The 23,392-nt window shown below is 69.5% G+C and carries 24 protein-coding genes and 5 tRNA genes; 12 read left to right on the top strand and 17 right to left on the bottom strand.

Going from position 1 to position 23,392, the window contains the following annotated elements:
• The first annotated feature begins 154 nt into the window (after positions 1-154).
• On the top strand, positions 155-793 hold the full coding sequence (gene cofC / locus ACWDAG_RS30430) for a 2-phospho-L-lactate guanylyltransferase (RefSeq protein ID WP_450698747.1): 639 nt from the start codon (positions 155-157) through the stop codon (positions 791-793).
• A gap of 203 nt (positions 794-996) precedes the next feature.
• Positions 997-1,200 carry a hypothetical protein gene (locus ACWDAG_RS30435; RefSeq protein ID WP_365831868.1) on the top strand — a complete coding sequence of 68 codons (204 nt, stop codon included), beginning with the start codon at positions 997-999 and terminating at the stop codon, positions 1,198-1,200.
• Between the two features lie 78 nt (positions 1,201-1,278).
• On the opposite strand, the gene ACWDAG_RS30440 is transcribed toward ACWDAG_RS30435, so the two are convergent.
• The 4 genes from ACWDAG_RS30440 to leuC form a co-directional block, all read right to left on the bottom strand.
• Complete coding sequence (locus tag ACWDAG_RS30440) at positions 1,279-1,926, bottom strand: HU family DNA-binding protein (RefSeq protein WP_450698748.1); 648 nt, start codon at positions 1,924-1,926, stop codon at positions 1,279-1,281.
• Between the two features lie 137 nt (positions 1,927-2,063).
• The gene (locus tag ACWDAG_RS30445) at positions 2,064-2,294 is read right to left on the bottom strand and encodes an SCO5555 family protein (RefSeq protein ID WP_450698749.1); all 231 of its coding nucleotides are present in this window, start codon (positions 2,292-2,294) and stop codon (positions 2,064-2,066) included.
• Between the two features lie 265 nt (positions 2,295-2,559).
• A complete protein-coding gene (gene leuD / locus ACWDAG_RS30450; protein ID WP_450698750.1) occupies positions 2,560-3,153 on the bottom strand; it encodes a 3-isopropylmalate dehydratase small subunit in 594 nt (197 codons plus the stop codon).
• A 5-nt stretch (positions 3,154-3,158) separates the two neighbouring features.
• Positions 3,159-4,583 (bottom strand): 3-isopropylmalate dehydratase large subunit, encoded by a 1,425-nt coding sequence (gene leuC, locus ACWDAG_RS30455; RefSeq protein ID WP_450698751.1) that lies wholly within the window; start codon positions 4,581-4,583, stop codon positions 3,159-3,161.
• Between the two features lie 188 nt (positions 4,584-4,771).
• On the opposite strand from leuC, the gene ndgR reads away from it, so the two are divergent.
• Positions 4,772-5,488 (top strand): IclR family transcriptional regulator NdgR, encoded by a 717-nt coding sequence (ndgR, locus tag ACWDAG_RS30460; protein WP_015036427.1) that lies wholly within the window; start codon positions 4,772-4,774, stop codon positions 5,486-5,488.
• An 85-nt stretch (positions 5,489-5,573) separates the two neighbouring features.
• On the opposite strand, the gene ACWDAG_RS30465 is transcribed toward ndgR, so the two are convergent.
• Positions 5,574-6,107, bottom strand: a complete 534-nt coding sequence (locus ACWDAG_RS30465; RefSeq protein WP_450698752.1) for a DUF4188 domain-containing protein — start codon at positions 6,105-6,107, stop codon at positions 5,574-5,576.
• 89 nt (positions 6,108-6,196) lie between these two features.
• Between ACWDAG_RS30465 and ACWDAG_RS30470 the strand changes: the two genes are divergently transcribed.
• Complete coding sequence (locus tag ACWDAG_RS30470) at positions 6,197-6,844, top strand: MerR family transcriptional regulator (protein WP_450698753.1); 648 nt, start codon at positions 6,197-6,199, stop codon at positions 6,842-6,844.
• Between the two features lie 50 nt (positions 6,845-6,894).
• Here ACWDAG_RS30470 and ACWDAG_RS30475 read toward each other — a convergent pair.
• The 10 genes from ACWDAG_RS30475 to ACWDAG_RS30520 form a co-directional block, all read right to left on the bottom strand.
• Positions 6,895-6,967 (bottom strand) — tRNA-Glu (locus tag ACWDAG_RS30475).
• Between the two features lie 44 nt (positions 6,968-7,011).
• Positions 7,012-7,083, bottom strand: a tRNA-Gln gene (locus ACWDAG_RS30480).
• A 20-nt stretch (positions 7,084-7,103) separates the two neighbouring features.
• Positions 7,104-7,176: transfer RNA gene (locus ACWDAG_RS30485), tRNA-Glu, on the bottom strand.
• A 29-nt stretch (positions 7,177-7,205) separates the two neighbouring features.
• A tRNA-Glu gene (locus tag ACWDAG_RS30490) sits at positions 7,206-7,278 on the bottom strand.
• Between the two features lie 39 nt (positions 7,279-7,317).
• A tRNA-Gln gene (locus ACWDAG_RS30495) sits at positions 7,318-7,389 on the bottom strand.
• 91 nt (positions 7,390-7,480) lie between these two features.
• Entirely contained in the window at positions 7,481-8,212 is a 732-nt protein-coding gene (locus ACWDAG_RS30500; RefSeq protein ID WP_450698754.1) for an HAD family hydrolase, read from the bottom strand.
• Between the two features lie 50 nt (positions 8,213-8,262).
• Positions 8,263-8,937 carry a DUF4241 domain-containing protein gene (locus tag ACWDAG_RS30505; protein ID WP_450698755.1) on the bottom strand — a complete coding sequence of 225 codons (675 nt, stop codon included), beginning with the start codon at positions 8,935-8,937 and terminating at the stop codon, positions 8,263-8,265.
• A 111-nt stretch (positions 8,938-9,048) separates the two neighbouring features.
• The gene (gene gltX, locus ACWDAG_RS30510; RefSeq protein WP_450698756.1) at positions 9,049-10,533 is read right to left on the bottom strand and encodes a glutamate--tRNA ligase; all 1,485 of its coding nucleotides are present in this window, start codon (positions 10,531-10,533) and stop codon (positions 9,049-9,051) included.
• The gene (locus ACWDAG_RS30515; protein ID WP_450698757.1) at positions 10,526-11,311 is read right to left on the bottom strand and encodes a fumarylacetoacetate hydrolase family protein; all 786 of its coding nucleotides are present in this window, start codon (positions 11,309-11,311) and stop codon (positions 10,526-10,528) included. Before ACWDAG_RS30515 ends, gltX begins: the two co-directional genes overlap by 8 nt.
• Positions 11,312-11,438: 127 nt before the next feature.
• Positions 11,439-11,627: a hypothetical protein gene (locus ACWDAG_RS30520; RefSeq protein ID WP_450698758.1), complete on the bottom strand. Its 189-nt coding sequence runs from the start codon at positions 11,625-11,627 to the stop codon at positions 11,439-11,441.
• A gap of 604 nt (positions 11,628-12,231) precedes the next feature.
• Between ACWDAG_RS30520 and ACWDAG_RS30525 the strand changes: the two genes are divergently transcribed.
• The 8 genes from ACWDAG_RS30525 (at position 12,232) to ACWDAG_RS30560 (ending at position 22,835) form a co-directional block, all read left to right on the top strand.
• Positions 12,232-15,990: a nitrate- and nitrite sensing domain-containing protein gene (locus tag ACWDAG_RS30525; RefSeq protein WP_450698759.1), complete on the top strand. Its 3,759-nt coding sequence runs from the start codon at positions 12,232-12,234 to the stop codon at positions 15,988-15,990.
• 9 nt (positions 15,991-15,999) lie between these two features.
• Entirely contained in the window at positions 16,000-16,413 is a 414-nt protein-coding gene (locus ACWDAG_RS30530) for a roadblock/LC7 domain-containing protein (protein ID WP_003973453.1), read from the top strand.
• A 109-nt stretch (positions 16,414-16,522) separates the two neighbouring features.
• Complete coding sequence (locus tag ACWDAG_RS30535; RefSeq protein ID WP_030943001.1) at positions 16,523-16,918, top strand: DUF742 domain-containing protein; 396 nt, start codon at positions 16,523-16,525, stop codon at positions 16,916-16,918.
• Complete coding sequence (locus tag ACWDAG_RS30540) at positions 16,899-17,474, top strand: GTP-binding protein (protein ID WP_115905688.1); 576 nt, start codon at positions 16,899-16,901, stop codon at positions 17,472-17,474. Before ACWDAG_RS30535 ends, ACWDAG_RS30540 begins: the two co-directional genes overlap by 20 nt.
• A 387-nt stretch (positions 17,475-17,861) precedes the next feature.
• Complete coding sequence (locus ACWDAG_RS30545) at positions 17,862-21,161, top strand: nitrate- and nitrite sensing domain-containing protein (protein WP_450698760.1); 3,300 nt, start codon at positions 17,862-17,864, stop codon at positions 21,159-21,161.
• A gap of 10 nt (positions 21,162-21,171) precedes the next feature.
• Positions 21,172-21,585, top strand: coding sequence for a roadblock/LC7 domain-containing protein (locus tag ACWDAG_RS30550; RefSeq protein WP_004983065.1), 414 nt, complete (start codon positions 21,172-21,174; stop codon positions 21,583-21,585).
• A 94-nt stretch (positions 21,586-21,679) separates the two neighbouring features.
• Positions 21,680-22,273, top strand: coding sequence for a DUF742 domain-containing protein (locus ACWDAG_RS30555; protein WP_030942992.1), 594 nt, complete (start codon positions 21,680-21,682; stop codon positions 22,271-22,273).
• Positions 22,254-22,835, top strand: a complete 582-nt coding sequence (locus ACWDAG_RS30560) for a GTP-binding protein (RefSeq protein WP_026248371.1) — start codon at positions 22,254-22,256, stop codon at positions 22,833-22,835. Before ACWDAG_RS30555 ends, ACWDAG_RS30560 begins: the two co-directional genes overlap by 20 nt.
• 113 nt (positions 22,836-22,948) lie before the next feature.
• Here ACWDAG_RS30560 and ACWDAG_RS30565 read toward each other — a convergent pair whose 3' ends face one another.
• Together ACWDAG_RS30565 and ACWDAG_RS30570 are read right to left on the bottom strand one after the other, a co-directional pair.
• Positions 22,949-23,143 carry an acyl-CoA carboxylase subunit epsilon gene (locus ACWDAG_RS30565; protein ID WP_450698761.1) on the bottom strand — a complete coding sequence of 65 codons (195 nt, stop codon included), beginning with the start codon at positions 23,141-23,143 and terminating at the stop codon, positions 22,949-22,951.
• A gap of 57 nt (positions 23,144-23,200) precedes the next feature.
• Positions 23,201-23,392, bottom strand: a 192-nt coding sequence (locus ACWDAG_RS30570; RefSeq protein WP_450698762.1) for a carboxyl transferase domain-containing protein, incomplete at its 5' end; no start/stop codon positions are given.

The following is a 23,392-nucleotide window of genomic DNA, read 5'->3' on the forward strand; positions in this document are numbered from 1 at the left end:
CGGACACCTTCCTCTAGGGCCTTGGGGGCCGCACAAGTGTCGCCCCAGGCCGCCGGTCTGTCGAGAACACGGTACGCCCCGGCGACGCGACCGCCAGATGGTCCAGGTGACGGCTGAGTGACAATGGCCGCGACAAGAGAGGGACGGAACACCGGTGCTGTGGACCTTGGTCATACCCCTGAAACCCCTGACGCGGGCCAAGAGCAGGCTCGCGGACACCGCGGCCGACGGGCTGCGCCCCGGCCTCGCCCTCGCCTTCGCCCAGGACACCGTGGCGGCGGCGCTGGCCTGCCCGGTGGTCAGGGATGTGGCGGTCGTCACGGACGACGCCCTGGCCGGCCGCGAGCTGGCCGCGCTGGGCGCCCGGATCGTGCCCGACGAGCCCCACGGCGGCCTCAACGCGGCCCTGACACACGGAGTGACCGCCGTGCGCACCGCACACCCCGAAAGCCCCGTCGCGGCCCTGAACGCCGACCTCCCGGCGCTGCACCCGCTGGAATTGTCCCGAGTCCTGGACGCGGCCACGGAATTCCCCCGCGCTTTCCTCGCCGACGCGGCCGCAATCGGCACGACGCTGCTGGCCGCAGCCGCCGCCGAGGAATTGCTTCCGGCATTCGGCCCGGATTCCCGCGCCCGGCACCGGGCATCCGGAGCCGAGGAGCTCGCGCTCGGGGACGTGGATTCCGTACGCCAGGACGTCGACACGGGCGACGACTTGCGCGCGGCGCTGGCGCTGGGGGTGGGGCGGTTTACGGCGGCGGCCTCGGCGGGACTGCTGATACCGGGTACTTGAGGTGCCGGTGAGGGAGGTGGGGGCGCTGCTCGCTGAGAGGTGCCGCCTTCTGTGGGACGGGTGCCGCCCCAGCGGCACGACTGCCCACAGGCCGAGGCGCCCCCGAAGGGGCGCGGGGAACTGCGCGACCAGCCACAACGCACCTGCAGCCCGCAAACAACCGGAACCGTACGGCGAAATCGGCACCCAGTAGGCTGCAGGCCATGCAAGCCACCGCATACACCTACGACGCAGACACAAGGACCGGCAGCGTGCTGCTCGACGACGGCACCCCGGTGCCCTTCGACGCACCGGCGTTCGACGCGGGTGGCCTGCGGCTGCTGCGCCCCGGGCAACGGGTCCGCATCGAGACGGAGGGCGGCAAGGACGGCCTGCGGATCACCCTCGTGACACTCCAGACCCTCTGACCCCCCGAGAAACGCCGCGGGCCGGACTCCGATGCGGAGTCCGGCCCGGCGCGTGAGTGCCCCTGTGCCCTTGCGTCTTTACCTCTTGCGGGCCGTGGCCGTCTTGGCGGTGGTGGTCTTGCGAGCCGTCGACTTCTTGGCGGGGGCCTTCTTGGCCGTCGCCTTCTTCGCCGGGGCCTTCTTGGCGGTGGCCTTCTTGGCCGTCGTCTTCTTCGCCGCGGTGGTCTTGGCGGCGCCCGTGGTCTTCTTCGCCGTCGTCTTCTTCGCGGTCGTCTTCTTGGCGGCGGCCGTGGTCTTCTTCGCCGTGGTCTTCTTCGCCGTCGTCTTCTTGGCGGCGGCCGCCTTGGTGGTCTTCTTCGCGGCCGCCTTCTTCACGGTCGCCGCGGCGCCACCGGTCAGGCTGCCCTTGGGCGCCTTCTTGACGGCGACCTCGCCGCCGCGCGGGAGCTTCTTCGAGCCGCTCACCAGGTCCTTGAAGCCCTGGCCCGCGCGGAAGCGCGGAACGGAGGTCTTCTTGACCCGAACCCGCTCGCCCGTCTGCGGGTTGCGGGCGTAGCGGGCCGGACGGTCGACCTTCTCGAACGAGCCGAAGCCGGTGACCGAGACCCGGTCCCCGGCGACGGTCGCGCGGACGATGGCGTCCAGGACCGCGTCGACAGCCTCGGCGGCCTGCTGTCGGCCGCCCAGCTTGTCGGCAATCGCTTCTACGAGCTGCGCCTTGTTCACGTCTTCCCCTTCGGAGACATTGCCAGAACGAAAGTGTTCAAGCTTTTTCGCACGTTAGGCAGATATATACCGCAAATCAAACACGAAACGGGCTAATCACCCGTGCGCCGCAACGAACTCGGCTGTCTCGAACGCGTTCAGCGGTCCTCTTCGGGGAATCGACCCTCGTCGAGGTCCGTGGTGAACGCCTCCAGACGCCTTGCCGCGTCGGCGAGATCGTGCTTGGCCGCGGCCGTAATGACCAGCAGCTTCCGGGTCAGCGCCATCCGTACGCCCTCCGGGACTTGCAGTGCGCGCACTCTTGCGTGCGCTTCCTTCAGTTGGTCCGCGACTGCCGCATAGAGCTCGAGTTGGCCGTCGTGTTCCATGCACAGATTGTGCCATCTGGGGCGAGTTGTCGCCTGCGGGGGTCGCAACTGATGCCTCAAACGGCCTTCCGGGCTCCGGCGGAAGTCGCGCCTACACAACTCGGCTACCCCGGCAACAACCGTCGTAACGTGGGAAGTTGGGAACAGGGGCGAGCACCCCCGAGGCCTTTCGGGTCCAGACACGGCTGTACCCCCGATCGGGCTGATCGGGGGTACAGCGGGGGTGTTCAGGTGGCCGAAACCCGACCTGCGGATGGGTTCCGGATCAGACCTTGAGCGTCCGGGGCTTGTACGACGGGCGCTTGGCCTCGTACGCGGCGATGTCGGCCTCGTTCTGGAGGGTGATGGAGATGTCGTCCAGCCCGTTCAGCAGCCGCCAGCGGGAGTTCTCGTCCAGCTCGAAGGCGGCGGTGATGCCCTCGGCGCGCACCTCGCGCGCCTCCAGGTCGACGGTGATCTCGGCCTGCGGGTCCTTCTCCGTGAGCTCCCACAGCGCGTCCACGATCTTCTGCTCCAGAACGACCGTGAGCAGGCCGTTCTTCAGCGAGTTGCCGCGGAAGATGTCGGCGAAGCGGGAGGAGATCACGGTCTTGAAGCCGTAGTTCTGCAGCGCCCACACCGCGTGCTCGCGGGAGGAGCCGGTGCCGAAGTCGGGGCCGGCGACCAGGACCGTGGCGCCCTGCCGCTCGGGGCGGTTGAGGATGAAGTTCTCGTCCTTGCGCCAGGCCTCGAACAGCCCGTCCTCGAAACCGTCCCGCGTGACCTTCTTGAGCCAGTGAGCAGGGATGATCTGGTCGGTGTCGACGTTGGAGCGGCGCAGCGGGACGGCCCGGCCGGTGTGCTTGGTGAATGCTTCCATGACTCTCAGACTCCAGCGGGCGCAGGGGCGTCGGACAGATCGGCGGGCGAGGCCAGGTGGCCCAGGACCGCCGTCGCGGCGGCGACCTGCGGCGACACCAGGTGCGTACGACCGCCCTTGCCCTGCCGGCCCTCGAAGTTGCGGTTGGAGGTGGACGCGGAGCGCTCACCCGGGGCCAGCTGGTCGGGGTTCATGCCCAGACACATCGAGCAGCCCGCGTGCCGCCATTCGGCGCCGGCCTCCTTGAAGACGACGTCCAGGCCCTCGGAGACGGCCTGCAGACCGACGCGCGCGGAGCCGGGGACGACCAGCATCCGTACGCCGTCGGCGACTTTGCGGCCCTCGACGATCGCCGCCGCGGCCCTCAGGTCCTCGATGCGGCCGTTGGTGCAGGAGCCTACGAAGACGGTGTCCACCTTGATGGACCGCAGCGGCTGCCCGGCCTCCAACCCCATGTATTCCAGGGCCTTTTCGGCGGCGAGGCGCTCCGAAGCGTCTTCGTACGAAGCAGGGTCGGGGACGTCGGCCGAAAGCGGCGCGCCCTGGCCGGGGTTGGTGCCCCAGGTGACGAACGGCGACAGCGACGCGGCGTCGATGACGACCTCGGCGTCGAACTCGGCGTCCTCGTCCGTCTTCAGCGTCTTCCAGTACGCGACGGCGGCGTCCCAGTCCTCGCCCTCGGGGGCGTGGGCGCGGCCCTTGATGTACTCGAAGGTGGTCTCGTCGGGGGCGATCATGCCCGCGCGGGCACCGGCCTCGATCGACATGTTGCAGATGGTCATCCGGGCCTCCATCGAGAGCTTCTCGATGGCGGAGCCGCGGTACTCCAGGATGTAGCCCTGGCCGCCGCCCGTACCGATCTTGGCGATGATCGCCAGGATCAGGTCCTTGGCCGTGACGCCCTCGGGCAGTTCGCCGTCGACCGTGATCGCCATGGTCTTCGGACGGGCCAGCGGCAGCGTCTGGGTGGCCAGCACGTGCTCGACCTGCGAGGTGCCGATGCCGAACGCCAGCGCGCCGAAGGCGCCGTGCGTGGAGGTGTGGGAGTCACCGCAGACGACCGTCATGCCGGGCTGGGTCAGACCCAGCTGCGGGCCGACGACGTGCACGACGCCCTGCTCGACGTCGCCCAGCGGGTGCAGCCGGACGCCGAACTCGGCGCAGTTCTTGCGCAGCGTCTCCAGCTGGGCCCGGGAGACCGGGTCCGCGATCGGCTTGTCGATGTCGAGGGTCGGGGTGTTGTGGTCCTCGGTCGCGATGGTGAGGTCGAGACGGCGCACCGGCCGGCCGCTCTTGCGCAGACCGTCGAAGGCCTGCGGGCTGGTCACCTCGTGCAGGAGGTGGAGATCGATGAAGAGAAGGTCGGGCTCGCCCTCGGCGCGCCGGACGACGTGGTCGTCCCAGACCTTCTCCGCGAGTGTCCTACCCATCGCTTTCCCTCCGGCCGGCAAACGTCCACCGGCCCAACTAGAGATCTTGAGGAGACGGCACCCGGCCCCAATTCACGGGCGTCCGTCATCCGGCCCGTTCGGTCAGCGGGCCGCTGTGCATACAAGGGTTGCGCGTCTCACGAAAAAAGGAACTTGCGTTTCACAGAGTGAGACGTGAGTATCGTTTCATGGACAACAGTAGCGGCGTGGGCGTTCTGGACAAGGCAGCCCTTGTCCTCAGCGCCCTGGAGTCCGGGCCGGCCACCCTCGCGGGACTGGTGGCGGCCACCGGACTGGCACGACCGACGGCCCACAGACTGGCCGTGGCCCTGGAGCACCACCGTATGGTGGCACGCGACATGCAGGGCCGTTTCATTCTCGGCCCGCGCCTGGCGGAGCTGGCCGCGGCCGCCGGCGAGGACCGCCTGCTCGCGACCGCGGGCCCGGTGCTCACGCATCTGCGGGACGTCACGGGCGAGAGCGCCCAGCTCTACCGCCGCCAGGGCGACATGCGCATCTGCGTCGCCGCGGCGGAGCGCCTGTCCGGACTTCGGGACACGGTCCCGGTCGGCTCGACGCTCACGATGAAGGCCGGTTCCTCGGCGCAGATCCTGATGGCCTGGGAGGAGCCGGAGCGCCTGCACCGGGGCCTGCAGGGCGCCCGCTTCACGGCCACCGCACTCTCGGGCGTACGACGCCGCGGCTGGGCCCAGTCCATCGGCGAGCGGGAACCGGGCGTCGCGTCCGTCTCCGCGCCCGTACGCGGCCCGTCCAACCGCGTGGTGGCCGCCGTGTCCGTCTCCGGCCCCATCGAGCGCCTGACGCGCCACCCGGGCCGTATGCACGCCCAGGCGGTCATCGACGCCGCCGCCCGTCTCTCCGAGGCACTGCGCCGCACCGGCTGACGCACGAGACCGTAGGGAGACGTCAGCGAGGAGGGCCCGCCCCAACGCCGCGGCAGGCCCTCCTCGCTCCCCCGATCCCCCCTGGTCACCCGGCCTTCTCGGCCGCCTTCTGCCCGGCCCCCGCGGACGACCGATATGCGTACCGGTCCTTCGCGTAGCGCCCACGCTTCTCCAGCGGCACCTGCCCGTGCGCCCCCGCGAGCCCGAAGGCCGGCATGTCGAAGTAGACGGCCTCGTAGGACCCCTCGGGCACCACGTACGCCTCGTGCCACAGCCCCACATGGCCGCGCACCTTCCCCGCGCGTTCCTTGCCGTTGATGATCGACCAGGCGCGGTGATGGAACATCTCCGGCGAGTGCGCGTAGGCGTACAGCTTCTCCTTGGACTCCCAGTACTGGACGATGTAGTACGTCCGCGGAGAGGCCGTCAGCATCACACGCCCCAGCAGCCCCCGGTCGTGGTTCCGCGCAAGCTCCCCAAGCATGCGGAACATCGCCAGCATGACCGGCAGCCACTGGTGCACCGCCCAGAAGTGGTTCACCCGCATACCGATGAGCAGGACCACCACATCACCTTCCGCATCCGCGGTCGTGCGACCTCGTACCGGCTTCGCGAACATGACGGTCCCCTGCTCCGCTCATCGGATAGCGGCGCTATCCTCCTGATCGATGCTTGGATAGTGGCACTTCCCAAGGAGAGGCGCAAGAGATGCGGCTGGCCGAGCTCAGCGAGCGCAGTGGGGTGTCCACCGCGACCATCAAGTACTACCTGCGCGAAGGCCTGTTGCCGCCGGGCGTCCAGCTCAATGCCACGACGGCCGAGTACGACGAGGAGCATCTGCGCCGGCTGCGGCTGGTGCGGGCGATGATCCAGGTGGGCCGGCTGCCGGTGGCGACGGTCCGGGAGGTGCTGGGGCATGTCGACGACGACTCCCTGCCGCGTGCGATCCGCCTCGGCGCCGCGATGTGGGCGTTGCCACAGGTGCCGGAGCCGGACGCGGACGACGAGTACATCCAGGGCGCGCACGAGGAGGTCGCCGCACTCCTCGACCGGCTCGGCTGGGAGAACGTCAAGCGGCTCTCGACCATCTCCCCCTCGTACCGCTCACTGGTGGTGTCGGTGGCCGCGTTCCGCCGGCTCGGCTACACCTGGGGAGCCGAACTGCTCGCTCCGTACGCCGAGTTGGCCTACCGGACAGCCGTCCTCGACCTGGACAACATGGAGGCGCACCCGTCGGAGGAGGAGCGGATCGAGTTCGCGATCCTGGGGGCGATCATCAACGAGCCGATCCTGCAGACGCTGCACCGGATGGCCCAGGAGGAGGAGACGACACGGCGGTACGGCTTCGACGAGTAGCCGTCCGGCACGACGAAGGCCCTCCGCCGAAGCGAAGGGCCTTCATGATGTACCCCCGACCGGATTCGAACCGGCGCTACCGCCTTGAGAGGGCGGCGTGCTAGGCCGCTACACAACGGGGGCGAGGATCTTGCAAGCGTTCAGTACTGCACCGCCGCAGATCCGAGCTGGTCTACCTGGACTCGAACCAAGACTAACTGAACCAGAATCAGTCGTGCTGCCAATTACACCATAGACCAATGTGGTTTAGACCAGTTTGTACCCCCGACCGGATTCGAACCGGCGCTACCGCCTTGAGAGGGCGGCGTGCTAGGCCGCTACACAACGGGGGCCCTAGCGATCCCGAGTTGATCGAGATCAGTACCCCCGACCGGATTCGAACCGGCGCTACCGCCTTGAGAGGGCGGCGTGCTAGGCCGCTACACAACGGGGGCCTGCGGAAAAGTTCCGCGGTTGCGGATGAGCTCCGCGAGCTGGCCTACCTGGACTCGAACCAAGACTAACTGAACCAGAATCAGTCGTGCTGCCAATTACACCATAGGCCACTGGAACGCAAGCCCCTTCGGGGTTCTTGTTCTAGTTTGCTCCTCCGGTTCCCGGCCTTTCGGCCCGCTCCCCGGCGGCGCAGGAAGAACATTACCTGAAGGTGGACGGGGCTCCAAAACGGGTATCGGCGCCGAGGACCGCGGGGAGTTCGGCGAGCGAGGCGATCCGGTGGGGTCCCGTGGGTGCGGCACCGCCGGTGTGCACGCCGTTGCGGTCGATCCACACCGACAGCAGTCCGGCGTCGGCGGCACCGCGCCCGTCGATCTCCGGGTGGTCGCCGACGTACGCGACCTGGTGCGGCGCGAGTTCCAGGGCCTCGCAGGCCGCCAGGAAGGCGCCGGCCTCGGGCTTGGAGACGCCGAGTTCGGCGGCGCACAGGATGACCTCGAAGCGGTCGTGCACGCCGAGGCTGCGCAGCTTGCGGTCCTGGACGGTGAGGCTGGAGTTGGACAGCACCGCGTGCCGGTGGCTGGCCGCGAGGGCGTCCAGGGCGGGCAGGACGTCCGGGAAGAGGGCCCAGGCGGCCTCGTAGTGCGTCATGTACCGCTGGAACCAGGCGTCGGCCTCGGCGGCGCTCAGGGGTGTGTCCAGGAACACCCGGATGCGCTCGCGGCGCTGCTCCTCGAAGGACAGCTCCCCCGCCGAGAACCGCGCCCACTGCCGGTCGGTGATCTCCCGCCAGCGCGCGAGGGTCTGCTCCGGGGTCTCGTCCCCGGTGAGCAGACCCTCGGAAGCCAGATGGGACCGCATGCCCTCGCGGTCCGCGCTGGTGTAGTCGAAGAGGGTGTCGTCGACGTCCCAGACCACGGCGCGAATGCTCATGATCCGACGGTAACCCGGAGGTCGAGGGCGTGTCCGTGGATCGGCGACTGTCACACGGGGGCGTCGGTGGGGGCCGGCGCGACGAAGAAGTCCGTGAGGTAGCAGGTGACCTCGCCGGCGGCGGTGCGGCCGATCCAGGTGGGGTAGAACCCGTCGCCCCAGCCGGAGGTGAACGCGGCCAGCGTGTCGCCGGTGGTGGTGGAGGTGACCAGGTGGGGCCCGTGCGACCAGTCGCTGTTCTCGAAGGCCTCCCACAGCGGCCCCTCTTCCTCCTCGGTCCCGGGGAAGGCCTCCTCGGCCGAGGCGTCGTAGAAGCAGCCGGTGCCGGCGTCGACGCCGTAGCCGAAGAACTCGTCGTCCCCGAGTTCGGCGAGGTCCTGTTCCGGGCCGACGGCCAACTCCCAGGTCACGGTGGGCTCGTCGCGGATCACAAGGCGGGCCGCCGCCACCCGCCGGTGGGGGCGCTCGGCCGGGGGCTCGCCGGGGCGGGTCAGGGTCGCGACAGCCGCATCGACGCGGTAGCGACCGGGGGCGACGGTGACGGTGAACGGTTCTATGTCCCCGGACCCGAGGTAGACGAACGGGTCGCAGGCGACGACCCGTCCGGTGGGCAGGTCGAGCATCCCGCCGTCGGCCACGTGGATGACGCCCGTCTGCCCGGACTCGTACGCGAACGTGCTGCCCGGGGTGAACGGCCAGGTGTAGTCACGAGGAGACATCGGCATGACGGGTGCCCTTCCGGATCTTGAGTGCGATGCCGGAACACTAGTGGGCCCCACTGACAACGCAGAGGGGCGGCGGCCGCGACGGCCACCGCCCCTGCACGCGCGTGTGCGTTACGCGGTCAGCTTCGCCAGCGCCGCGTCGATGCGGGCCAGGGTCTTCTCCTTGCCCAGGATCTCCAGGGACTCGAACAGCGGCAGGCCGACCGTGCGGCCGGTGACGGCGACGCGGACCGGGGCCTGGGCCTTGCCGAGCTTGAGGCCGTGGGCCTCGCCGGCGGCCAGGACGGCCTCCTTGAGGGACTCGGCGGAGGTCCAGTCGGCGGACTCCAGCTTCTCGCGGGCCGTGCGGAGGAGGGCGTCCGAGCCTTCCTTCATGGCCTTCGTCCAGGACGGCTCGTCGAAGACCGGCTCGGCGAGGAACAGGAAGTCGACGTTCTCCGTGATCTCCGAGAGGACCTTCAGGCGGGTCTGTGCGTGCGGGGCGACCGCCTGCCACTTGGCCTCGTCGAAGTCCTCCGGGGCCCAGGGGGCGAAGGGTGCCCGCAGCCAGGGGGCGCAGCGCTCCGTGAAGTCCTTCACATCCAGCAGGCGGATGTGGTCGGCGTTGATCGCCTCGCACTTCTTGAGGTCGAAGCGGGCCGGGTTGGGGTTCACGTCCGCGATGTCGAAGGCGGCCACCATCTCCTCGATGGTGAAGATGTCCTTGTCCGCGGAGAGCGACCAGCCCAGCAGGGACAGGTAGTTGAGCAGGCCCTCCGGGAGGAAGCCGCGCTCGCGGTAGAGGTTCAGCGACGACTGCGGGTCGCGCTTCGACAGCTTCTTGTTGCCCTCGCCCATCACGTACGGCAGGTGGCCGAACTGCGGGATCTGCTGGGCGATGCCCAGCTCGATCAGCGCCTTGTACAGGGCGATCTGACGGGGGGTGGAGGAGAGCAGGTCCTCGCCGCGCAGGACGTGGGTGATCTCCATCAGCGCGTCGTCGACCGGGTTGACCAGGGTGTACAGCGGGGCGCCGTTCGCACGGACGATGCCGTAGTCCGGCACGTTCTCGGGAGTGAACGTCAGCTCGCCGCGGACCAGGTCCGTGAAGGTGATCGTCTCGTCGGGCATGCGGAAGCGGACGATCGGGGTGCGGCCCTGGGCCTTGTACTCCTCGACCTGCGCGGCCGTGAGGTCGCGGCAGTGGCCGTCGTAGCCGGACGGCTTGCCGGCTGCGCGGGCGGCCTCGCGGCGGGTGTCCAGCTCCTCCTGGGAGCAGTAGCAGTGGTACGCGTGGCCGGCGGCGAGGAGCTTCTGCGCGACGTCGGCGTAGAGGTCCATGCGCTGCGACTGGCGGTACGGCGCGTGCGGGCCGCCGACCTCGGGGCCCTCGTCCCAGTCGAAGCCCAGCCAGCGCATCGAGTCGAGCAGCTGGTTGTACGACTCCTCGGAGTCGCGGGCGGCGTCGGTGTCCTCGATCCGGAAGACCAGAGTGCCCTGGTGGTGCCGGGCGAACGCCCAGTTGAACAGGGCGGTGCGGACCAGGCCCACATGGGGGTTACCGGTGGGCGAGGGGCAGAAACGGACGCGTACGGGGGAGGCGGGTGCGCTAGCCACGCTTGACAACCTTGTTGGTGAGAGTGCCGATGCCTTCGATGGTGACGGCGACCTCGTCGCCGACGGTGAGCGGCCCGACGCCTGCCGGGGTGCCCGTGAGGATCACGTCGCCGGGGAGCAGCGTCATGGCCTCGGAGATGTTGACGATCAGGTCCTCGATGGAGTGGATCATCTCGCTGGTGCGGCCGAGCTGGCGTTGTTCGCCGTTGACCGTGAGCTGGACGGTCAGGTCGGACGCGGTGGCCAGGTCGATGCCGGTCTCCACCCAGGGGCCGAGCGGGCAGGAGGTGTCGAAGCCCTTGGCCCGGGCCCACTGCTTCTCGCGCTTCTGCACATCACGGGCGGTGACGTCGTTGGCGCAGGTGTAGCCGAAGATCACGTCGGCCACTCGCTCGCGGGGGACCTCACGGCACATGCGGCCGATGACGACGGCCAGTTCGGCCTCGTGGTGGAGGTCCTCGGAGAAGGGCGGGTACTGGATCTCGTCGCCGGGGCCGATCACCGAGGTGGACGGCTTGAAGAAGGCGAACGGGGCGTCGGGCACCTCGTTGCCGAGTTCGCGGGCGTGCTCCGCGTAGTTGCGGCCGAAGGCCACGACCTTGTTGGGGAGCACCGGGGGCAGCAGCCTCACCTTGCTCAGCGGGACCTTCGTACCGGAGAGCTCGAAGTCCGCGAACGGGATGCCCTTGATGATGTCGAGGACGAGCTCGTCCGGCTTGTCGCCCTCGACCGCGCCGAAGGCGACGTTCCCGTCGATGGAGAACCTGGCGATGCGCACGGGATGCTGCGCCCCTCACTTGAGCCGGCTGGAGTCTGACGCTCCAGGCTAACGCGGTGACGGGGCTGCGCTTCGCGTATTCGGTTCGCGCGCGGCCGAGGTGAGTGATCTACGGCCGGTGTGCGTACTACTGCGCGACGGAGGCCGTGGCGGGGGCCTCCACCAGGATGGTGCGGCGCGGGTTGGCCGTCTGGGACGGGAGGTCGACAGTGTGCTCCGGCTGCTGCGGCGTCTGCAGTGCGTCGGCGTCCTCGAGGTGCGCCAGCGTCGTGCGCCGCGGGTTGGCTATGTTGCGGAACATCATCGTCGTCTTCACTGTTGTACGTGACCTTGTCATCTACGGGCGCCCGGCCGGGGCCTCAGGGGCCATCGCGCAGGCGCGGTTGTCAAAGTGTTACGTCCTGTAAAGCGTCAGGCTAAACATTCAATTCCCTCCCCAAGACGTGAAGACCCCATGATCAGCGTGTGAGTTTGCTCACGACCTGACAGGCAAAACGGTCAATTCAGGCCTGCAGTCGACCCCTACGAAACGGACATTGCCCCCCTGAAGCCATCATTCCGCTCCTGATCATGGCGACTGGGACACCGCTCCCACCTGGGCGACTCGCTCCGATAAGTCCGTTATAGACGAGATCACTTTCTACGTCCGGTAACCCCGCACTCACGTGTAGTCACGTGCGTCACGGCATAGTGCTCGGCCCTTGTTGGAGATCCGGCACTGTGCTGGAATTCCACGGACCGCCGCGGGATCGAGCCGGCGCACAGGGGGCGCGACAAGCGCCGCGTTGCGGCGAGAAGGGGGAGCCAGCGCCGGTCACTTCACGACCAACAGGGGGCGCATTCAGGGCGCCACCTAAAACGCCGACACCGTGTCTTTCCGTTCACGCGGAGGGGCGCCTGGTCCAGAGGTTGCGACGCTAGTGCAGGGACGTTTCAAGAGGGATGGCAGTGCTTCGGCGGAGCCGGAGCCGCACGGCGGGACTGGCCCCAATGCCGGCAGTCCCTCCCCCCAGCACGCCCAGAACCCGGGCCCGGCAGCGTCCGGCGACGGCGGAGAGCGCTCCGGGCGCCCCGGCGCGTCGGCACCTCCCGGGTCCCCCGGCTCCGCCGCTCCGGCGGTCAAGCCGCCCAAGGGCCCGAGCGGTCCGGGATCCCGCGTGGCCCTGCGCAACTGGCGCATCTCCACGCGCCTGGTGTCGCTGCTCGCGCTTCCCGTGGTGGCGGCCACCTCGCTGGGCGCCCTGCGCATCAGCGACAACATGGACGACATCCAGCAGCTCGACAACATGAAGCTGCTGACGGACATGACCAAGCAGGCCACCGAGCTGGCCGACGCGCTCCAGAAGGAGCGCGATCTGTCCTCCGGTCCGCTGGCGCACGGCTCCAAGGCGAGCGACTACACGGTCAAGGGCTACCGGGACAAGACGGACCGGGCCAAGACCAACTTCATCGACTCCGCCGAGCAGATCGACACCTCCAACAAGGACGGCTCGCTCCAGGGCGTCCGCGAGAGCCTCGTCGGCGTGGTCGGCGACCTCGAAACGCTGTCGAAGATCCGCGCCAACGCCTACCAGGCCAAGAACAACTCGACCCAGACCGTCGAGGCCTACCACCGTCTCGTGACGCACCTGCTGGACCTCTCCCAGGACATGGCCGAGGCCACCAGCAACCCCGAGATGATCCAGCGCACCCGCGCCCTGTCGGCCTTCTCCTCCGCCAAGGAGTACGCGTCGATGCAGCGCGCCGTTCTGGCGGCGGCGCTCCCCTCGAGCAACACCACCGTCGGTGACCTGTCCGAGAACGACCGGCTGTACGCGCAGTCGGCGCTGGAGAGCCAGAAGTCCCAGCTGCGCAGCTTCCGGAGCATCTACGGGGCCGACAAGGCGACCGCTCTCCTCAAGCCCATCGAGGAGAACAACACGACGATCACGGCCAGCGACAAGTACGCCAGCCGTGCCCTCGCCTCCCAGAACGCCCTGGACGACCTGCCGAAGCGCTCGTACCAGGACTGGGTGGACGACAGCTCGACCAAGATCGAGCAGATGAAGAAGATCGAGCACACGCTGCTCGAGGACATGGAGCAGAAGGCCCGCGAGCTGCGCTCCGCCTCCGAGCGCGAGGCGATCATCTCCGGTGCGCTGATCCTGCTCGTGCTCGGTGTCTCCCTCGTCGGCGCCTTCGTCATCGCCCGCTCCATGATCCGCTCGCTGCGCCGCCTCCAGGAGACCGCCAACAAGGTCGCCCAGGACCGGCTGCCCGAGCTGGTCAAGCAGCTGTCGGAGTCGGACCCGCAGGACGTCGACACCTCCGTCGAGTCGGTCGGTGTGCACTCCCGGGACGAGATCGGCCAGGTGGCCGCGGCCTTCGACGACGTGCACCGCGAGGCGGTCCGCCTCGCCGCCGAGCAGGCCCTGCTGCGGGGCAACGTCAACGCGATGTTCACCAACCTCTCGCGACGCTCCCAGGGTCTTATCCAGCGCCAGCTCTCGCTGATCTCCGAGCTGGAGTCCCGCGAGGCCGACCCGGACCAGCTGTCCTCGCTGTTCAAGCTCGACCACCTCGCGACGCGTATGCGCCGTAACGGTGAGAACCTCCTCGTCCTCGCGGGTGAAGAGCCCGGCCGCCGCTGGACCCGTCCGGTCCCGCTGGTCGACGTGCTCCGCGCCGCCGCGTCCGAGGTGGAGCAGTACGAGCGCATCGAGCTGGCCGCGGTGCCGACCACCGAGGTGGCCGGCCGCGTGGTCAACGACCTCGTGCACCTCCTCGCCGAGCTGCTCGAGAACGCCACCTCGTTCTCCTCGCCGCAGACCAAGGTCAAGGTCACCGGTCACGCGCTGCCCGACGGCCGCGTGCTGATCGAGATCCACGACACCGGTATCGGCCTCTCCCCCGAGGACCTCGCGGCGATCAACGAGCGGCTCGCCTCGCCGCCCACCGTGGACGTCTCGGTCTCCCGCCGCATGGGTCTGTTCGTGGTCGGTCGTCTGTCCCAGCGCCACGGCATCCGTATCCAGCTGCGCCCGTCCGACTCCGGTGGTACGACCGCGCTGGTCATGCTGCCCGTCGATGTCGCCCAGGGCGGCAAGAAGCCGCAGCCCAAGCCGGGTCAGGGTGCCGGTGGCTCCGGTGGCCCCGCCGCCGCGCAGGCAGCCGCAGGCGTGGCCGCCGCACGGCGCCAGGCCGGTGCCGGTGCGCCCGGTGGTGGCGCCCTCGGTGCCGGTGCGGCCTCCGGTGGCGGTCTGCTCGGTGCCGGTCAGGGCCCGCGGGCCGCACTGCCTGGCGCCGGCGACGGCCGTCCGGGTGCGCCCGGCGGAGCCCGTGGACCGCAGTTCCCGGCAGCCCCCCAGCAGGGCCGGCCGGCTCCCGCGGGTGCGGGCGCCGGGTTCGGTCAGGCGCCGGGTGCGCCGCAGGGCCTGCAGGCCGCGGGTCAGGACAGCTTCGGCGGCGCTCGTGGCGCCGTACCGCCGCAGTCCTCCAACAACTCGAACGCTGCCGAGCAGGACGGCGGCCGGCGTGGGCGGCGGCCGCAGCTGTACGGCCGCAGTGGTCCGCGTGCCGAGCTGCCGGGCGGCGACCAGCAGCCCCGCACACCGAGCTGGAGCGACGAGAACGCGCAGCCTCCGGTGCCGCGCGCCTCGCTCGACACCCCGCGCGGCCACGACGAGACCTCCCGGATGCCGCGTATCGACGCGACGTCCGAGATGCCGGCGATCCCGCGCTCCGACGACCGTCAGGGCCCCGGTTCCACCTCGGAATTCGCGCGGCCCGACTTCGGCGCCCCGGCGCCGGGCAACCCGCAGCACACCGGCCAGTTCGCCGTCCAGGACTTCGGGACGCAGCAGCCGGGCAGCAACGGTTCGCAGAACACGGGCCAGTTCGTCCGCTCGGACGTCTTCGGCGCTGCGTCCGGTCAGAGCGGGCGAGGCGGCCAGAGCAACCCGAACAACCCGAACAACCCCGCCAACACGGGTCAGTTCGCGGTCCCGCAGGCGTACGACTCCAGCTCCACGGGTCAGTTCGCCACACCGGGCTACGACAACGGCTCCACCGGGCAGCACTCCCTGCCGGGCCGTCAGAACCCCGGTGACACCGGGCAGTTCGAGCGTCCGCAGCAGGGTGGCGACTTCGGTGCGCCGCGGCCGCCGGCCCCGCAGCGGCCGCAGCAGCGGCCCGTCCGACAGGAGCCCGAGGCGCTGCCGCCGGCGGCGGGTCCCGGTGACGGTCGTACGCCCCTGTACGACACGCTGGAGACCAACTGGTTCCACGGCCAGCAGGGCGGTCAGCAGAGCAACGGCTCCGCACCGGCCCCGCAGCAGCCGCAGGCTCCGGCCGCTCCCGCGGCCCCGCCGCACTCTGCGGCTTCACAGCGTCCCGCCACCTCTTCCTGGCGCACCTCGCCGAACGACGATCTCGTCCGGCAGGCGGAGCGTGTCAGGCAGCCGGCGGCGGGCGGCGTCACCACCTCCGGCCTGCCGCGCCGGGTGCCCCGGGCGAACCTCGTTCCGGGCACGGCTCAGCAGCAACAGCACCAAGCCGGTCCGCAGGTCTCGCGTGCGCCTGACGACGTACGCGGCCGGCTGACCAATCTCCGTCGGGGCATCGCGCAGGGTCGCCAGGCCGGTACAGGTACCGGTCAGACCGGCAGTTTCCCGAGCCCCACTCACCAGCAGGAGCGTTAGTTGAGCCAGATGAGCCAGGCGGCACAGAACCTCAACTGGTTGATCACCAACTTCGTGGACAACACCCCCGGTGTGTCCCACACCGTCGTCGTGTCCGCCGACGGTCTCCTTCTGGCGATGTCGGAAGGCTTCCCCCGTGACCGCGCCGATCAGCTTGCGGCCGTCGCGTCCGGACTGACCTCGCTGACGGCCGGGGCCTCCCGGATCTTCGAGGGCGGCAACGTGGCGCAGACGGTCGTCGAGATGGAGCGGGGTTTTCTCTTCCTGATGTCCGTCTCGGACGGCTCGTCCCTGGCCGTACTCGCGCACCCCGAGTGCGACATCGGCCTGGTGGGCTACGAGATGGCGCTGCTCGTCGACCGGGCAGGTGCGGTCCTCACGCCGGATCTGCGCGCCGAACTGCAGGGCAGTCTGCTCCACTGATCCGCCGAGGATCCACCCCCGTCACCACATCACCGTCCGGCCGCCACAATCCCCCCACGGCCAATAAGACGGCCAGCCCGACCGACTTGCTGTCCCGCCCGGAGGATTCATGACCCCGCCCACCGCCTCTCATGATCCGTACGCGGAGCCGTACGAGGACGAGGGCGACCAGCCACTGGTCCGTCCGTACGCGATGACCGGTGGCCGGACGCGGCCCCGCTATCAGCTCGCCATCGAGGCGCTGATCAGCACCACGGCCGACCCGGCAGCACTCATGGGGCTGCTCCCGGAGCACCAGCGCATCTGCCACCTGTGCCGTGAGGTGAAGTCGGTCGCAGAGGTGTCGGCGCTCCTGTCCATGCCGCTGGGCGTGGCCCGGATCCTTGTCGCGGACCTGGCCGAGGCCGGGCTCGTCGCCATCCACCAGCCTGGTGGCGACGAGACGACCGGTGCGCCGGACGTGACCCTGCTCGAAAGGGTGCTCAGTGGACTTCGCAAGCTCTGAACCGAGTCGTGCCACCACCTCCGCCAAGATCGTGGTGGCGGGCGGCTTCGGCGTGGGCAAGACCACGTTCGTCGGCGCCGTCTCGGAGATCAACCCGCTGCGCACCGAGGCCGTCATGACCTCCGCGTCCGCGGGCATCGACGACCTCACGCACACCGGGGACAAGACCACCACCACGGTGGCCATGGACTTCGGTCGCATCACCCTGGACCAGGACCTGATCCTGTACCTCTTCGGTACGCCCGGTCAGGACCGGTTCTGGTTCATGTGGGACGACCTGGTACGCGGTGCGATCGGCGCGGTGGTGCTCGTGGACACCCGGCGCCTGGCGGACTGCTTTCCGGCGGTCGACTACTTCGAGAACAGCGGCCTGCCCTTCGTCGTCGCGCTGAACGGCTTCGACGGGCACCAGCCGTACGCTCCCGAGGAGGTGCGGGAGGCGCTGCAGATCGGTCCGGACACCCCGATCATCACGACGGACGCCCGGCACCGTGCGGATGCCAAGAGTGCGCTGATCACGCTGGTCGAGCACGCTCTCATGGCACGGCTGAGGTAACACTCAAATCTGCCATGTCGTACGGCAGTTGTCGTAGACGCCTCGGAGCCGACTGTGGCCTTTGACACGGTCGGCTCAGGTGTTCATAACGTTTCGGCAGAGGAATCGGGTGGCACGGCCACGCGTCGTTGCCAATCGGTCTCGCTGCGCTCACATCAGCCCCGTCTTTTGACGGGGCTCGCTCTTTATGACCGATTTATCTAGGGCTTACATCACACGGAATCCCTGCTTTCCACTGTTTGGAAGAGCACAGGTCGTCGTGCTGGAATGCCTGAACTGCCCAATAGTCAAAGACGTACTCAGCAGTACTGCGTACTCAGTGGCGTACTGGGCTCTGAGACACTGCGGCACAACGTTGGTGCCCGCCGCCGAGAGGTTGTTGGTCGAGTGAGGCGAAGCAAGAACGGTCCCGAGCCGTCGGCCCGGGGCAACTTCACCCCGCCGCCGCGCGGAGCGGCGCCCGCCCCTGTGCCCGGTTCGGAACCGACGGCCCCACCCGCTCCGAGCGGCAGCCGTTTCTCCCCCCGCAACTGGCGGGTGCCGACCCGGCTGAACGCGATCCTGCTCATACCCGTGACGGTCGGGCTCGTCATGGGCGGCTTCCAGGTGAAGAGCTCGATCGACACCTGGCAGAACGCCCAGGACGCGGAGAACACCGCGCGCCTGGTGCAGGCCGCGCTCACCTACAGCAACGCGGTCCTGGTCGAGCGTGACTCGACCGCCGCGCCGCTGCTGAAGGGCAAGAGCATGACCTCGGCCGACAAGGCCCTGGTCGCCAAGCTCCGCAAGCAGACGGACGAGGCCGCCGACGCCTTCGACGTGGCCGCCCAGAAGATGCCGGACCGGCCCAACCTGGTCCGCCGTCTGGAGCGCTTCCGCAAGGTCGAGCCCGAGCTGGCGACGATCCGCGCCAACGCGTACACCTCCAAGTACAAGGGTGTGCAGACCGAGGAGAAGTACGTAGACATCGAGCACCCGCTGCTCGAGTTCTCCAACGAGCTCGGTCTCGGCACCGGCAACATCACGAGCTACGGCCGCTCGGTCTACGCCATCGCGCTCGCCAAGGGCGCGCTCTCCCTGGAGCGCGCCATCGGTATGCACCTGCTGGTCAACCCGGGCCCCAAGCAGAGCGACCTGACCCTTCAGCGCACCGCGCTGACCTCGTACGCCTACCTGGAGGGCATCGCCCTGCAGGAGTACAAGGCCGGCGGTACCGACGAGGACAACGCCAAGCTCCAGGCGATGCCGGCGCAGATCAAGGCGGAGGGCGCCGAGCTGGCCAAGAAGGCCGCCGCGCAGGCCGCCGCCGCGGGCCAGAAGTACGTGCCGCCGCCCGCCGACCCGACCGTCATGATCGCGGGCATGTCCCAGCTGCAGACGACGGACCCGGCCGCGCGCAAGGCGCTGGCCGAGGAGGGCATCAGCGCGCAGAACTGGTGGGGTGTCACCACCCTCAGGTTCGACGCCTACCGCAATCTTGAGAAGAGCAAGGCCGACACCGCGGTGAGCGAGGCGTCGACCATCGCGGACAACGCCAAGCGTGACGCACTGATCACCGGTGCCATCGTCATCGTGGCGCTGCTGCTCGCGTTCATCCTGGCCGGCGCGGTCGCCCGCCAGATGTCCCGCTCGATGCGCCAGCTGCGCAACGCCGCCTTCGGCATCGCCGAGCAGCGGCTGCCGATGCTGGTCGATCAGCTCTCGCGCACCGACCCGGGCCGCGTGGACACCCGCGTCCAGCCCATCCCGATCAACACCCGGGACGAGATCGGCGAGGTCGCCCGCGCCTTCGACCAGGTCCACCGCGAGGCCGTGCGGCTCGCCGCCGAGCAGGCCCTGCTGCGTGGCAACATCAACGCGATCTTCACCAACCTCTCGCGCCGCAACCAGTCGCTGATCGAGGGCCAGCTGACCCTGATCACCGACCTGGAGAACAACGAGGCCGACCCGGACCAGCTGGAGAACCTCTTCCGCCTGGACCACCTCGCGACCCGTATGCGCCGCAACGGCGAGAACCTCCTGGTCCTCGCCGGCGAGGAGCCCGGCCGCCGCTGGGACCAGCCGGTCCCCCTCATCGACGTCGTGCGCGCCGCCTCCTCCGAGGTGGAGCAGTACGAGCGCATCGAGCTCTCCGGCGTCCCGGAGGCCGAGATCCACGGCCGCGCGGTCACCGACCTCGTGCACCTGCTGGCGGAGCTGCTGGAGAACGCGACGACGTTCTCCTCCCCGCAGACCAAGGTCCGCGTCACCGCGACCCGGCTGCCCGACGGCCGCATCATGATCGAGATCCACGACAAGGGCATCGGCCTCACCGCCGAGGACTTCGCGGACATCAACCACAAGCTCGCGAACCCGCCCACCGTCGACGCGGCGATATCCCAGCGCATGGGCCTGTTCGTGGTCGGCCGGCTGTCCGACCGGCACGGCATCCGGGTCCAGCTGCGCCCCTCCGGCGAGCAGGCGGGTACGACCTCCCTGGTCATGCTGCCCGACGCGATCACCCACGGCGGTGGCGGCGAGCAGCAGCAGCCCCGCGACGAGTTCACGGTCTCGCAGATCATCCCGGAGCAGAGCTACCAGGGTGAGGACTTCAACAACGGCCTGCCGATGCGCACGGCCGCGGAGCTCGGCTTCGACGACAGCCGCTACGCCGACGTCCCGGACGACATACGCGAGCTGGACCCCGTCGGCCGCTCGCTGATGCGCGAGGAGCGCCGTGCGGCCCTGGAGGCCCAGGCGCAGGACCAGCCGGGCCAGGAGTCCCCGGCGGCCCCGTACGCCGACGCGTTCGACCAGCAGTCCTACGACAACGGCCTCGGCGGCTTCCCCGAGCAGCAGCCCGGCGGCTACGACCCGCGCCCGGCCTACGACGAGCCGCAGCAGACTCCGTACGAGGAGCAGCAGCGCCCCGCGTATGACGAGCCGGCGCCGCGCCCGTCGTACGACGAGCCGTACTACGCGCCGAACGGCGGACTCCCGCAGAACGACACCTTCTCGCCGAACGGCGGCTACCCCGAGCCCTCGTATGCGGAACCGGTCCGCGAGGAGCGCGCCTCCGCCCCGGAGTCCTTCCCGGCCTTCCAGGAGCGGCGCCAGCAGGACGACTGGCCGCAGCAGGACACCTACCAGAACGGTTACTCGTCCGATTACGCTCCGGAAACGGAATCCGCGCAGGCCGCTGACGTGAGCGAGCGTGACCGCGTAGGCTTCGACCGTCCGGGACCGGCCTCTTCCGCCGCCCACGCGCTGACCGACGCCGGACTGCCCCGCCGCGGATCGTTCGGGGGTGGTGCGAACGGCACGAGCGGTGCGAGCAGTCCGAACGGCGCGCGGCACGTGAGCCAGGAGGCGCCGGCCCCCAAGCCGGAGACCAACGGCAATGGCACCGGCGACTGGCGTTCGGCGAACGACGACCGCTGGCAGCAGGCCGCGCAGCTCCGGAAGCCCAAGGCGGGCGGGGTCACCTCCTCCGGCCTGCCGCGGCGGGTGCCCAAGGCCAACCTGGTCGAGGGAGCCGCCGAGACCACCCCCCAGGGCGGCCCACAGGTCTCCCGCGCCCCGGAGGACGTCCGGGGCAGGCTGAGCAACCTGCGCCGGGGCGTCCAGCGCGGACGCAGCGCCGGCGCAGGCAGTGAAACGAACGGTCAGGGCTTCGGTTCTGACAGCACCTACAACCAGGAGCGTTAGTGTGAGCCCGATGAGCCAGGCGGCACAGAACCTGAACTGGTTGATCACCAACTTCGTGGACAACACCCCCGGTGTGTCCCACACCGTGGTGGTCTCCGCCGACGGACTCCTTCTGGCGATGTCCGAAGGCTTCCCCCGCGACCGCGCCGATCAGCTCGCGGCCGTCGCCTCCGGTCTGACCTCGCTGACCGCCGGTGCCTCCCGCATCTTCGAGGGCGGCAGCGTGAACCAGACCGTTGTGGAGATGGAGCGGGGATTCCTGTTCATCATGTCCATCTCCGACGGTTCCTCGCTCGCGGTGCTGGCCCACCCCGAGGCGGACATCGGTCTCATTGGGTACGAGATGGCGCTTCTGGTCGACCGTGCCGGTACGGTCCTCACACCGGATCTTCGTGCGGAGCTCCAGGGCAGCCTGCTCAACTGACAGTCAGACGGTGCGTTTTGGCGTCCCGGGGCCGTAAGGTACCGGGACGCGGCTCCACAGGGATGGGTGCTCGGCACAGTCGGAGGAGGAGAAAGTGGCAACACCCCCAGGCGGTTCGAATTCGGGCAACTGGTCGTACGGCCCTGCCCAGGGCCAGGGCGGCGGTTCCCAGAACCCGAACCGTTACAACTTCCCCTCCACCCCGAGCCAGCGGCGTCAGCACCCGTACGCTCCCCAGGGTCCGCAGGGCCCCGGGCCTTCGCCTTACGACCAGCCGCCGGCGCCGCGCATCCAGCCCGTGCAGCCGCAGCGACGCGCTCCCGAGCCGGCGCCCGCCGGGTCGTCGAACAACCCCCTGGTGCGTCCGTACGCCATGACCGGCGGCCGGACGCGCCCGCGCTACCAGCTCGCCATCGAGGCGCTGGTGCACACCACCGCGCAGCCGCACCAGATGCAGGGCCAGCTGCCCGAGCATCAGCGGATCTGCAACCTCTGCCGCGAGATCAAGTCGGTGGCGGAAATCTCCGCCCTCCTGACGATCCCTCTCGGCGTGGCCAGGATCCTCGTCGCCGACTTGGCGGAGGCGGGACTGGTCGCCATCCATCAGCCCGGCGGCGACGAGAACGCCGGCGGCCAGCCAGACGTGACACTGCTCGAAAGGGTGCTCAGTGGACTTCGCAAGCTCTAGCGGCGGTCCTTCCCGCTCCACCACCTCGGCGAAGATCGTGGTGGCGGGTGGCTTCGGCGTGGGCAAGACCACGTTCGTCGGGGCCGTCTCGGAGATCAACCCGCTGCGTACCGAGGCCGTCATGACGTCCGCGTCGGCGGGTATCGACGACCTCACCCACACCGGGGACAAGACCACCACCACGGTGGCCATGGACTTCGGTCGCATCACCCTGGACCAGGACCTGATCCTGTACCTGTTCGGCACCCCCGGTCAGGACCGGTTCTGGTTCATGTGGGACGACCTGGTGCGGGGCGCCATCGGCGCGATCGTCCTGGTTGACACCAGGCGCCTTGCCGACTGCTTCCCCGCGGTCGACTACTTCGAGAACTCGGGCCTCCCCTTCGTGATCGCCCTCAACGGCTTCGACGGCAACCAGCCGTACAACCCGGACGAGGTCCGGGAAGCCCTGCAGATCGGTCCGGACACCCCGATCATCACCACCGATGCCCGGCACCGGGCCGACGCCAAGAGCGCGCTGATCACCCTGGTCGAGCACGCCCTCATGGCACGACTGCGCTAGCACCCCCCTGCAAGCCGGCCCCTCTTCGGAGGGGCCTGTTTGCTGCCTCCGGCAGGAAGACGTACGAGAAGGGCCCCTCCCGGCTGGGAGGGGCCCTTCTGTGTCGTACCGGCTCAGTGCCAGCTGTGCGGGGCGCGGAAGCCGCCCTCGCGTTCCAGGCGGCGCCAGCCTGCTTTGGCGCGGCCGCGGTGGGGCTGGGTGTCGTCCGACGGGGCGGCCGCGGCGCGGGCCAGGAGGACGGCCGTGATGGCGGCGACCTCTTCGGGCTCGGCGTGGCCCTTCTCGACACGAATGTCAGGGCTGTTCATAGGTCTCAGTCTCCGTGAGAGAGGTTTCCGCGAGGGTGTCGCGGAGGGTCCGCTGGGTTACTGCGGGGGGTTGCCGTGCTTGCGCGACGGCAGATCGGCGTGCTTGGTCTGCAGCATCGCCAGGGAGCGGATGAGGACCTCGCGGGTCTCGGTCGGGTCGATGACGTCGTCGACCAGGCCGCGCTCGGCCGCGTAGTAGGGGTGCATCAGCTCGGACTTGTACTCCTTGACCATGCGGGCCCGCATGGC

Source organism: Streptomyces sp. NPDC001157 (assembly GCF_053598255.1).